Source organism: Streptococcus mitis, from assembly GCF_946188695.1.
Classification (GTDB): domain Bacteria; phylum Bacillota; class Bacilli; order Lactobacillales; family Streptococcaceae; genus Streptococcus; species Streptococcus mitis_DF.
Genome location: NZ_CAMHWI010000009.1, coordinates 12,483 through 24,024 on the forward strand (window position 1 = coordinate 12,483; position 11,542 = coordinate 24,024).

Genomic DNA, 11,542 nt, shown 5'->3' on the forward strand with positions numbered 1-11,542 from the left:
TTCATAAGTGAAGACGTTGTACTGTATAGCCCCCTTTTAGCTTGCTATCTCCATTTAAAATCTTCTTGAGATTGTCCAAGGTGATTACAAAGCCTTTTCCTTTTGTTTTAGGAGTTAAATCTAGGCTATTGTGTTCCTCGTTGGTCTCCCTTGCTTGAGTCAAGTCCACCACTTCAGGCGGTACTTTCTGCTTATCTTCTTCAATGATTTTTTTTACAATTTCATTGCTACTCAAAAGCCACCTCCTTATAAAATATTCTTGCTACTTCTAAAAAATAGCTTGCTAGGTCTTTCCGCTTGACGATTGCAGAAAACAAATCCACCAGCTGATTAAAACTATAGCCATTCACAAATAGCAGTCGGACAAAGAGTGAAGTCTCATATCTGGTATAAATGCCATTACAAATCAGGTCGAAAATCCAACCTTTTAACTCCACTCCAAGCCCCTGCCGTTGCTCGGTCAATTTGTTTACCTCTAAATCTTTCAGGATCGTCAGCAAGTCAGGGCTGGCCATAGCAATATCCAAATTTCTGACCAATCCCCAGCCCTCTACTACCTCATTTTCGTCTTTAATAGACACATATAAACCTTTGTATTGAAAACCCGTCAAAGCCTCATCTACAGGCTCATAATAGGTAAATTTGTAGTGTTCCCCATTCTTCCATACTTGAGTAGGATTTGACTTGAGAAAGCCAAATAGAGGCATTTTCTCAACTGATATAGTCAACTCTATTATTCTCATTACACCTCCTAATCTACTGCAAGAAAATTGTAAACATCACTCTTGCGGTAATAAACTTTCTTACTGCTTTCAAATGGTGAACGTAGCGGTTTCAAACCTTCTTTTTCCCAATTATTTAACGTAGTTCCACTAATACCAAGTTTTTTGAGTAAGTCAGGCCTAGAAATCAAGTCCCAGTTATCATCACGTTGCTTTTCAAGTTCCATCCTTTTAGCTAAGTGATTTCCCACTTTCTCCAGTAATTCAAGTTCTGCTTCTCTTGATAATAGTTGCATATTACACCCCTTTCTAATTATGAATCTTACCTGCAAGCTGGATATAACGCCCGTAGTAAGGGTTTAAATCCTCGCTAGGTGTTTCTATCGTCTGTTGGTTTTCTCGCTCAAATTGTGCGCTTTTTTTGCGGTCTCGGTGGTTTAGATAGACCAGTAAGGCAATCAGTACCACGGAAAAGATAAGTGCCTGTGTGTTGGTTAAATCTAGTTCGTTCATGTTATGCCCTCGCCTTATAGTTCTTGATAAATTCCGCTTGTTTAGGTTGTTCCATATACAGCAAGTCGTCTTCGGCTTGTGCCATTTCTTTAATATCTTTAGTCATGGTATGCCTCCAGCTCTTTAGCGTCGTCATTGTTCAAAAGCAAAAAGGCTATTTCATTTAGACGATCGTATAGCTTTTCATTCTGGGCGTATGCTGTATCAGTGTATTTTTTAGCAAGCCATAAGAATGTGGTTGTATCTTTCTGTAGTGCAAACTCAAGCCCTTCAAGAGCTAGGTTATTCATTTCTAAAACATTCATGATGTCGGTTAATTCGTTCCCTAATTCTGCTAGTTTCTTAGCCGATAATAGAACTTGTTGGCTTGATGTTGCTTTTTTTGTTGTCATGTTTTTTACCTCTTTTTCTATCTTTTTATACTTGCCACGATGGCTTTTAATGCTTTTTTTCCTGTTACATACCTCACGCTCAGACTCGCCAAAGTTTTGAGAGCGTGAGAAAGTACCAGTTTTAAGAGTTGGCGCTCTATGCTTTTTAAAATCTTTTCTAATTGCTTGCCTGCCATTAGTTGTTATTGATTGAATAGTTGATTTCTGTTATAATTGAGATATAGAAAAATATCTATACTCTTGATCCAGTCGCTTGCTCTCCTCGACCAAAATTTGAGCAAGTGACTTTTTTTGTTGTCGTTTTTAATCTTCATGTCTAGGTTTTCTATAAATCAGTTGGCGACTTTCCACTAACTCAGAGATAAAAGCTAGGTTATTGGCCGTATTTTCTATCAAGTCGTCAAGCACACCTTTGTTTTCAGGTAATGCCATAGCTTCAGCCACACTCACGGCATTATCTAGCCATGTTTTAAATTCTTTAAAGTTCATTTCTTTGCCCCTTTTTTGTTGTTTCAAATTCCCAAAAAAATCCATAACCTCTTTAACAGTAAAAACTCCTGGTTTTGGTTCCAAATCATCTTCCAATACTTTAAAATGTAAGAATGGTTTTGTTTCGTAGCTTTCGCCTTTTTCGTAAAGTGATTTAATACGGTCAAATAGTTTTGTCAATGCAACATCACTGGTGTACTCAACAATGATTTCACCGTGTCCATTGTAATTTGTCTCTTCAACGTCGGTGATCATACGAATTTCTTCGCCCAATGCTCTAGCGATACCGTGGTTAGTTGTTTGTGCTTGATATACTTGTGTGTTGTTCATGTTGTTTTCTCCTTTATGTTCTAGGTCGGATATTTCTTCCGAGCAGGTCAATCCCCAGTGGTAAAGCACCACATGAGAAACTTGTAAATGTATTGAAGTATTGCGATTGGGTCGCTCCTTTCTAATCTTTCGTATCTAGAAATTCATCCAGCGTAACTCCCAAGTAACTAGATACTTTTTTCAATGTATCAAGACTTGGATTCTTTGCACGTTCATAGTACAAAGCCGTTAAAGTGCTTTTTGATAGCCCTGTTTCTCTTGCAACATCTGCCACCTTCAAGCGCTTCTTTGCTAAAATAACACGCATATTATTTTTCAAATACCTTACCCCTTTCCATTATCTTTAAAATCGACCTTCAGTAGAATAGATTGAAAAGTGTTGCTCTGGAGATTGGTGTAATTTTTGTTCAACTTTAGTTGACAAACTCATTATATTGCAATTATTGTGCAATGTCAAGAGAATTATTAAAAATAATTGCACTTTTTTTGCACCCTTTGAAATTAATCGTGATATAATACATTTGAAAGGTGTTTATATAAATGAATAGATTGAAAGAACTAAGACAAGAAAAAAAGCTAACTCAGCAAGAGTTAGCGAATGAAATAGGGGTCACAAAACGAACTTATATATATTGGGAAAAAGGTGAGCGCCAAATAAAAACAGACAAAGCGAAACAACTAGCTGATTTTTTTGGCGTACCTGTTGGATACCTGCTAGGCTATAGTTCTATTCCTCCGCTCTTAGAAAACCAATTGTCCGAGGAGGAAAAAGAAGAGTTAAGAAAAAACCCGCAATTGGCAAATGAATTATCAGACTTGGCTTGGCAAAAGTATACAGTAAAAATGAACGCCATCGAAAACAAGAAACACAAACCTGCTAGTATTACAGAAATACAGAATCGACTTAATAGCCGATACGGAACGAACGTTCATGGAGATTCTGCATTTCTCGCATTTTCAGTTGGTGCTGGGGATCACGATTATGAATTTCTACGTTGGTTTGACGGGTTACTTGATATTGATTCGATTGACGGAACTAATACCGCTGATCTGCTTTATAAATACATTATCTTAGATGATGATAGCAAACGGATAATAACCGAACTTATTGAAAAATTACCACAAATAAAAGCTGATTCTATTCTAGTAACAAATCACAACGATGATGAAACAAATTAAACTAAAATTTTAATCTATTTGAGAAATTATCAGTATATATAAAAAGGAGATTATCTATGAAAAAACTACTAACAACATCAGCTATCTTGCTTAGTGCTACAGTTCTAGTAGCATGTTCTAACAACCAATCGGCTGCCAAAGATGGCTCGGAGAAACCAAAAACCGAGCAAACTAAAGCAAATGACAAACCTGCTTCTAAAAAGGCTACTAGCTTAGACGATTTTAAAAAAGCGCTAGAAAGTAATGGCTTCACAATCAAAGAGGAAATCTCAAAAGAAGCTAGTCTTATTCAAGCCGAATCAGGGAAAGGTTTCATCTTAGAAGATGATACTGCTGTAGAGGTTTACGAATATTACGATAAAAACCCAATGTTTGAAGAAGCTAAGAAAGAAAAAGAGTTGATTGGACACCCTGCTTATATCTACGGGAATTATGTTATTTTAGTGCTTAATGCTACAGACTCAAAAGATAAGATTTTAGATAGTTTCAAAGGATTTGAATAAATAAAAAAATCCCCACACTCTCAAAGTTTGGCCAGTCTGAGCGTGTATAGAGGGAAATAAAAAAGAAAGTAGATAATTACAATGGAATTAAAAGAAATTATAGAAAATATAAAAAAAGAAATCCCTGTTTTAGATTCTTCTAGTGATTATTGGCTAGTGCGTGCTAACTCTGGAGAATATTATACGGATTTTAATCTAAATGGCTATATAGGTATTGGATGGAATGAGATTACCCTTGAAGATATTAGACGAGCAGATAATAACTCCAATGTATTAAAAGAAATTTTAAAAGAAAAACTAACATTTCAAGATGACTTAGAACCATCTGAAAACAAATATGGTATCACTGCAGGCCAACTGCTTCGCTTTGTAAATAACATTAAGAAAAACGATATAGTTGTTGTCCCATCTGAAGGATCTGAACGATTTTTAGTCGGTAAAGTTATTGGACCACTTTACGAACTCGATCAATATGAGCTTGAACAATACAAAAGTGAAGAGTTGACGCATAGTCGATCTGACTTTGCAAAAAGGTGGAAAGTCCATTGGTTAGGATGGTTTAATCGTTCCGATGCAGACAGCGCATTGTATAAAATGATTTATTCTCATGCAACACTATCAAATATAAATGATTATAAACCGTTCATTAACCGCGCACTTTTCCCTTGCTATATTGAAGACGAAAAACTATATATTAGCTACCATGTAACAGAAGAAAAAGATATTCAAGGGGTTTATTTGGGTCAATTTGTTTATCAATATTCTCTATTAACAAGGTTGCTTTTCCCTGAAACACGAGTAGATTCAAAAATAAATGTACATTACGCATACTGTAAACTATGGACTTATAATTTCAATGATACTTGGTGGAGCAATTGTTCTGACAAGTGGGGGGAAACTAAAGGTTATGGGATTAGAACTTGAAGTCCCGGGATTAATAAATACGTATCAAGACTATCAAAAAAACAAACTCGACCGGATTAAGCAAGCAAAAGAACTAGCTGATGAACTCGGTGTACCAATATCTGAATTAGGAATTCGTATTCCGAGAAAACTAACAGCTGCTATAGAAAACAAATCAGTTGTACAACAGGCTACTAGTAATCCACCAGGTAAGTTTGAGGAATAAAAAAGTCTAACATCAGTTAGACTCGAAAGAAATAAATTTTTTTAATAAAAATGTGACAAGTGTAGTTATCGCTATTGAAAGATAGCTATTTGTGATGTAAATCGTAGTTATTGAGAAAAAAATCTTGAAAATTAAGAGAAATATAAATGTCGATACAATAAAATTTTTTAACTCTTTTTTTAACATATTTTTTTCTCCTCTCTCTTTTTAAATAATTATAACATAAACAAGTAAAAACAACTGTTTCCAAAATGAAATAGTTGACAATAATAAAAATAAATTTAACAAAAAACTTGACAAAAAGTTAAAAAAGCAGTACACTGATAATGTCAAAAGCCTTGTTCGTCAAGGATACGATATTTACTTATAAAGCCTTGTTCGTCAAGGACAAAACGGTCTGGTGTGCTTCTAAGAGGTACACCTTATTTTATTATCTGGAGCATTATATGAAATTTCAACAAGGCGAAGTTTATCTAATCAACTTCCCACAAAAAGGTGGGAATGAATTTTACGGAAAACACTACGCTATCATCTTAACAATTCCTGACAAAGCTGATGGAACACTCCTAGTAGCACCTTTAACTGGTAAAAAATCAGGAAAGAAATATCGTGGTGGTATCACGATTGAAAATAGTAAATATCAAAACACTCCTTCCAAGCCAAAAGCCTATGCTTATGTCCGAAAAATCCAAGAAATAGACAAACGGAAAATCGTCTATAAAACAAAGAAAAAGACTGATAGTGATGGACAAGTAATGCTAGATGCAGCGGGAAAAGAGTTATATGATAAAGTTTATAGACCAGCTTATAAGCTAGATACAAACGACCATAAAAAACTATTAGACAAGATAAAAGAAGTTCTTGGACTAGATTTATATTAAATAAAAAATTGACTTTTTTTAAAATTAGGGTTAGAATTAAATCATAAAGTCGCTTGACGACAAAATAGATGATACTGTCCCAAGAGGACATCTCTAGCCCTGCTCTTATGAGTTGGGCTTTTAGTTTATTAAAAATCCCTGGAACCTCATCCCTAATATTTTTCTTTTAGGGTAGCCGAAAAGTCCGATTATACCAACAAAGGCGCGTGGATTCTCGGGCTTCGCACAAGCTTCAAGCCTATATAAACCCCATATCCGCATTTTTTCATGCTCTGGCATTATTCGTCTGACTGCTTAAAATCGAAAATAAGGGGTTTCTCGTAGCCCCTCGCATGGTATAAACTCAAAATCTTTTCTAATTGCTTGCCTGCTGATGGAAAAGGAGTAAACCATGAATATTACAGAATACAAAAAGAAAAACGGATTTATCGTATATCGAGCAAGCGTGTATCTTGGAGTTGATAAACTTACAGGGAAAAAGGCTAGAACTACTGTTACGGCCAACACTAAAAAGGGGATTAAAATCAAAGCAAGAGAGGCTGTCAATGCTTTTGCTTCAAACGGCTATACAGTTAAAGATAAACCAACAATCACAACATACGAAGAATTGGTAAAAGTTTGGTGGGATAGTTACAAGAATACAGTTAAGCCCAATACTCGTCAATCTATGGATGGATTGGTTAGAGTGCATTTATTGCCTGTATTTAGCGATTACAAGCTAGATAAGCTGACCACGCCTATTCTTCAACAGCAAGTAAATAAATGGGCTGACAAGGCCAATAAAGGCGAAAAAGGAGCGTTTGCTAACTACTCCTTACTCCATAACATGAATAAGCGTATTTTGAAGTATGGCGTAGCTATCCAGGTAATACAATACAATCCAGCTAACGATGTCATCGTTCCACGCAAACAGCAAAAAGAAAAGTCTACTGTAAAATACTTAGACAACAAAGAATTAAAACAGTTTCTGAATTATTTAGATACTCTGGATCAATCAAATTATGAAAACCTATTTGATGTTGTCCTGTATAAAACTTTATTGGCAACTGGTTGCCGTATCGGTGAAGCCTTATCCCTTGAGTGGTCTGATATTGATCTAGAAAGCGGTGTTATCAGTATCACTAAAACACTAAACCGCTATCAAGAAATAAATTCGCCTAAATCAAGCGCTGGTTATCGTGATATACCAATAGACAAAGCCACCCTGCTTTTACTTAAACAGTACAAGAATCGTCAACAAATTCAGTCTTGGAAATTAGGCCGAACTGAAACAGTTGTATTCTCAGTTTTTACAGAAAAATATGCTTATGCTTGCAACCTACGCAAACGTCTAAATAAGCATTTTGAGAACGCTGGTGTAACGAATGTATCATTCCACGGTTTCCGCCATACACATACCACTATGATGTTGTACGCTCAGACTAGCCCTAAAGATGTCCAATATAGATTGGGACACTCTAACTTATTAGTGACTGAAAATGTTTACTGGCATACAAACCAAGAGAATGCAAAAAAAGCTGTCTCAAATTATGAAACAGCCATCAATAATTTATAAAGGGTGTCACGTTTAGTGACTACCCTCTTACTATACCTAAAATCAGTTAAGGGTAACTAAAAGGGTAGTAAAATTAGAAAAAGCACTAAGGGAAAGCGCCCCAAAGTGCTTAGTTTAAAGGCTTGACGCCCTCTAATCTAGAAATTAGATTATTTTTTCAAGTTGTAGAATGATTTCAATCCACGGTATTCAGCTACTTCACCAAGTTGGTCTTCGATGCGAAGCAATTGGTTGTATTTAGCGATACGGTCTGTACGTGAAAGTGAACCAGTCTTGATTTGTCCTGCGTTAGTTGCAACTGCGATGTCAGCGATTGTTGAATCTTCAGTTTCACCTGAACGGTGTGATACAACGGCAGTGTAACCAGCTTCTTTCGCCATTTCGATAGCGTCGAATGTTTCAGTAAGAGTACCGATTTGGTTAACTTTGATAAGGATTGAGTTAGCAGCACCTTCTGCAATACCTTTTTCAAGGTAAGAAGTGTTTGTTACGAAGAAGTCGTCACCAACCAATTGAACTTTACCACCAAGACGTTCAGTAAGAGCTTTCCAACCGTCCCAGTCATTTTCATCCATACCATCTTCGATAGTGATGATTGGGTATTTGTTTACCAATTCTTCAAGGTAGTCGATTTGTTCTGCAGCAGTACGTACAGCTGCTCCTTCACCTTCGAATTTAGTGTAGTCGTAAACTTTACGTTCTTTATCGTAGAATTCTGATGAAGCACAGTCAAATCCGATAAATACGTCTTTACCAGGAACATATCCAGCAGCTTCGATAGCAGCAAGGATAGTTTCAACTCCGTCTTCAGTTCCTTCAAAACGAGGAGCAAATCCACCTTCGTCACCTACGGCTGTTTCCAAACCACGAGATTTAAGGATTTTCTTAAGAGCATGGAAGATTTCAGCACCCCAACGAAGAGCTTCTTTGAATGATGGCGCACCAGCAGGTACGATCATGAATTCTTGGAAAGCGATTGGAGCGTCAGAGTGAGAACCACCGTTGATGATGTTCATCATTGGAGTTGGAAGAACTTTAGTGTTGAATCCACCAAGGTAGCTGTAAAGTGGGACTTCAAGGTAGTCAGCAGCAGCACGAGCTACAGCGATAGACACACCAAGGATTGCGTTTGCACCCAATTTACCTTTGTTAGGAGTACCGTCAAGAGCGATCATAGCACGGTCGATAGCTTGTTGGTCACGTACATCGTAGCCGATGATAGCTTCAGCAATGATGTTGTTTACGTTGTCAACAGCTTTTTGTGTACCAAGACCACCGTAACGAGATTTGTCACCGTCGCGAAGTTCAACTGCTTCGTGTTCACCAGTAGAAGCTCCTGATGGAACCATACCACGTCCGAAAGCACCTGATTCAGTATAAACTTCTACTTCAAGTGTTGGGTTACCGCGTGAGTCTAGGACTTCGCGAGCGTAAACATCAGTAATAATTGACATTTTTTACTCTCCTTATGAGTTAAATTTTTTACACCTCTATAATACCTTAAAACCCCTCCTTTTTCAAGAAAAAACGTTATCTTTGTGCAAATTTTCCTTAACTTTATAAAGTAATCGCTTTCTTTTGTCTGTTTTATTCTAACTTTTATGATATACTGTTTTCATGACAGATTTATCAAAACAATTACTTGAAAAAGCTCATGGTGGAGCAAAATTAAATCCGGATGAGCAAAGACGCTATCTTGGTACCTTTGAGGAAAGAGTTCTTGGATATGCAGATATTGACACAGCAAATAGCCCTCAGTTAGAAAAAGGTTTTTTATCTATTTTAGAAAATCTTCAGGAAAAAGCAGAGCCACTATTTGTGAAGATTTCACCAACTATCGAATTTGACAAACAAGTTTTCTACTTAAAAGAAGCAAAAGAAACTGATAGTCAAGCTACCATTGTATCTGAAGAGCATACTTCTTCTCCTTTTGGCCTGATTATCCACACCAATGCACCCGTTCAAATAGAAGAAAAGAACCTTCGACTTGCTTTTGCAAAACTTTGGGAAGGTAAAAAGGAAGAACCATCCAAAACATCCTTATGGAAAAAATGGTTTGGCTAAATCTTAGGCATATTTAATAATTGTCCAATATTGGCGGCCGTGTGCTCCAAATAGAGGCTGGCATTTTTCAAACTATCTTCTAGTGGTTCACTTTTCTCCAAAATAGAAAAGGCAGCTTGGATATTTTCAAATGGTAGGGAAGGTAAATCTTCAGCGAGACTACCGCAAATAGCAATAACAGGAACTCCAACAGGGGTTCTTTTTGCTACGCCTATAGGCGCTTTCCCTGCTAAACTTTGACGATCTAGCCTTCCTTCTCCAACAACAACCAAGTCAGCATCAGAAACTTTCTTATCAAAGTCAATCAAGTCTAGGCAGGTGTCAATTCCAGATGCGATACTTGCTTGAGCAAAGGCACACAAACCGCCAGCAATGCCTCCACCAGCTCCTGCTCCTTTAATTTCCAATGTTACATGTGAGAATTTTTCATAAAAATCTTGTATTGCCTGATCTACGACTGCAAACATAGTAGGATCTAAACCTTTTTGTTTGCCAAAAGTATAAGTCGCACCTTGATGACCACATAAGGGACTCACGACATCTGCTAAAATATGAATTTGAACACCTTCAGGAATTTCATAGCGATTTTCAGTTGAAACAGAAGCTAAGTTTAATAAGGACTGACCGCAAGCGGGCAAGGAATTTCCATCCCTATCATAAAATTGATAACCTAAACCAGCAGCAATTCCCAGTCCTCCATCATTACTAGCCGTACCACCAACGCCGATATAGATTTCTGTAATCCCTTTAGCAATGAGATGACGAATCAACTCTCCAATACCACAAGTTTGGATTGTCAGTGGATCTCGTTTCTCCAGCGGAATTTTTCCAAGGCCAACCAAATCTGCAACTTCGAATAGGGCTAGTTGTTCTTTTTGAAAATAGCGCATGGCTTCTTCTTGACCAAAAGGCCCTGTCACTTGGAGACATTTTTCTTCTAGGTTAAGAGAATGTCGGATAGCATCTACAGTGCCTTCTCCCCCATCACCAACAGGACAGAGGAGACAGTCGATATCTGCTAGCGATTCTTGAAACCCTCTTTTAATAGCTTCAGCAACTTTCTGTGCGCTTAAGCTTTCTTTAAACGAATCTGGCGCAATTACAATCTTCATATTTTCCCTCATTCTAAAAAGTTAATCAAAGGAAGAACTTCTAAAAAATCCCTCTTGTCAACATGATGTGGTATTTCTTGTTTCAGCACCTCTTTGGCACAAAAAGCAATTCCCAGTCCTGCTGACTTTAACATTAATAAGTCATTGGCCCCATCACCGATTGCAATCGTTCTTTCTTTAGGAAGTTTTAGTTCCTTTCTCCATTGTTCCAGAGTCTCTTTTTTGACCTGGGGACTGATAATTTGTCCAACTAATTTTCCTGTTAACAGACCGTCTTTGACTTCAAGTTGGTTGGCAGAGAAATAGGCAATGCCAAGGGATTTAGCTAATCTCTCAACTATTGGAGTAAAACCACCGGACACCAGACCAACTAGTATGGCATTCTTTTGGAGAATAGAAACGAATTCCTGGGCATTTGGCGATAGATGAATAGAGTTGAAGACTTTCTCAAAGACCGAAACAGGAAGACCTGCCAACAAGGACACTCTTTTTCTTAAACTGCTTTCAAAGTCTAACTCTCCTCGCATTGTCCGACTTGTAATCTGCGAAATTTCCTCCTCACGACCTGCCTCTCTTCCCAACAAATCAATCACCTCTTCTAGGATTAAGGTTCCATCAACATCCATAACACACAAGCCTTTTACTTGAGACATAAATTCTCCTCTCTAAACAG

17 protein-coding genes are annotated in these 11,542 nt (G+C 37.2%); 7 read left to right on the top strand and 10 right to left on the bottom strand.

The features are described 5' to 3' along the window. Position 1: 1 nt before the first annotated feature. The 7 genes from N8L33_RS05115 to N8L33_RS05145 all read right to left on the bottom strand — a co-directional run bounded on the left by N8L33_RS05115 (position 2) and on the right by N8L33_RS05145 (position 2,765). Positions 2–235 carry a hypothetical protein gene (locus N8L33_RS05115; protein WP_261059021.1) on the bottom strand — a complete coding sequence of 78 codons (234 nt, stop codon included), beginning with the start codon at positions 233–235 and terminating at the stop codon, positions 2–4. Continuing rightward, positions 228–743 (bottom strand): hypothetical protein, encoded by a 516-nt coding sequence (locus N8L33_RS05120; protein WP_045606894.1) that lies wholly within the window; start codon positions 741–743, stop codon positions 228–230. Before N8L33_RS05120 ends, N8L33_RS05115 begins: the two co-directional genes overlap by 8 nt. Positions 744–751: 8 nt before the next feature. Beyond that, positions 752–1,018: a helix-turn-helix transcriptional regulator gene (locus N8L33_RS05125; protein ID WP_045606896.1), complete on the bottom strand. Its 267-nt coding sequence runs from the start codon at positions 1,016–1,018 to the stop codon at positions 752–754. 13 nt (positions 1,019–1,031) lie between these two features. Beyond that, entirely contained in the window at positions 1,032–1,235 is a 204-nt protein-coding gene (locus tag N8L33_RS05130) for a hypothetical protein (protein WP_261030328.1), read from the bottom strand. A gap of 98 nt (positions 1,236–1,333) precedes the next feature. After that, positions 1,334–1,627: a hypothetical protein gene (locus tag N8L33_RS05135; RefSeq protein ID WP_025170800.1), complete on the bottom strand. Its 294-nt coding sequence runs from the start codon at positions 1,625–1,627 to the stop codon at positions 1,334–1,336. A gap of 303 nt (positions 1,628–1,930) precedes the next feature. Further along, entirely contained in the window at positions 1,931–2,446 is a 516-nt protein-coding gene (locus N8L33_RS05140) for a hypothetical protein (RefSeq protein ID WP_235285187.1), read from the bottom strand. Positions 2,447–2,567: 121 nt separating this feature from the next. Further along, positions 2,568–2,765, bottom strand: coding sequence for a helix-turn-helix domain-containing protein (locus tag N8L33_RS05145; RefSeq protein WP_045606902.1), 198 nt, complete (start codon positions 2,763–2,765; stop codon positions 2,568–2,570). Positions 2,766–2,986: 221 nt separating this feature from the next. Between N8L33_RS05145 and N8L33_RS05150 the strand changes: the two genes are divergently transcribed. The 6 genes from N8L33_RS05150 (at position 2,987) to N8L33_RS05175 (ending at position 7,693) form a co-directional block, all read left to right on the top strand. Then, positions 2,987–3,625 (top strand): helix-turn-helix transcriptional regulator, encoded by a 639-nt coding sequence (locus N8L33_RS05150; RefSeq protein WP_235285188.1) that lies wholly within the window; start codon positions 2,987–2,989, stop codon positions 3,623–3,625. 56 nt (positions 3,626–3,681) lie between these two features. Then, positions 3,682–4,128 (top strand): hypothetical protein, encoded by a 447-nt coding sequence (locus N8L33_RS05155; protein ID WP_045606904.1) that lies wholly within the window; start codon positions 3,682–3,684, stop codon positions 4,126–4,128. A gap of 81 nt (positions 4,129–4,209) precedes the next feature. Beyond that, positions 4,210–5,052 carry a hypothetical protein gene (locus N8L33_RS05160; RefSeq protein ID WP_261059025.1) on the top strand — a complete coding sequence of 281 codons (843 nt, stop codon included), beginning with the start codon at positions 4,210–4,212 and terminating at the stop codon, positions 5,050–5,052. Next, complete coding sequence (locus N8L33_RS05165; protein WP_257616605.1) at positions 5,036–5,257, top strand: proline dehydrogenase family protein; 222 nt, start codon at positions 5,036–5,038, stop codon at positions 5,255–5,257. The genes N8L33_RS05160 and N8L33_RS05165 overlap by 17 nt, the downstream gene beginning before the upstream one ends. A gap of 446 nt (positions 5,258–5,703) precedes the next feature. Beyond that, the gene (locus tag N8L33_RS05170) at positions 5,704–6,138 is read left to right on the top strand and encodes a type II toxin-antitoxin system PemK/MazF family toxin (protein WP_045606907.1); all 435 of its coding nucleotides are present in this window, start codon (positions 5,704–5,706) and stop codon (positions 6,136–6,138) included. 391 nt (positions 6,139–6,529) lie between these two features. Then, positions 6,530–7,693, top strand: coding sequence for a tyrosine-type recombinase/integrase (locus tag N8L33_RS05175; protein WP_261059026.1), 1,164 nt, complete (start codon positions 6,530–6,532; stop codon positions 7,691–7,693). 149 nt (positions 7,694–7,842) lie between these two features. Here N8L33_RS05175 and eno read toward each other — a convergent pair whose 3' ends face one another. Beyond that, positions 7,843–9,147, bottom strand: a complete 1,305-nt coding sequence (gene eno, locus N8L33_RS05180; protein WP_033677198.1) for a surface-displayed alpha-enolase — start codon at positions 9,145–9,147, stop codon at positions 7,843–7,845. Between the two features lie 163 nt (positions 9,148–9,310). Here eno and N8L33_RS05185 point away from each other — a divergent pair, with 163 nt between their 5' ends. Then, on the top strand, positions 9,311–9,757 hold the full coding sequence (locus N8L33_RS05185; RefSeq protein ID WP_261059028.1) for a DUF1694 domain-containing protein: 447 nt from the start codon (positions 9,311–9,313) through the stop codon (positions 9,755–9,757). Here the strand turns inward: N8L33_RS05185 and N8L33_RS05190 are convergent. Next, the gene (locus N8L33_RS05190) at positions 9,754–10,869 is read right to left on the bottom strand and encodes a glycerate kinase (RefSeq protein ID WP_261059029.1); all 1,116 of its coding nucleotides are present in this window, start codon (positions 10,867–10,869) and stop codon (positions 9,754–9,756) included. The genes N8L33_RS05185 and N8L33_RS05190 overlap by 4 nt on opposite strands. A gap of 8 nt (positions 10,870–10,877) precedes the next feature. Continuing rightward, complete coding sequence (gene serB / locus N8L33_RS05195; protein ID WP_261059030.1) at positions 10,878–11,522, bottom strand: phosphoserine phosphatase SerB; 645 nt, start codon at positions 11,520–11,522, stop codon at positions 10,878–10,880. Positions 11,523–11,542: the final 20 nt, after the last annotated feature.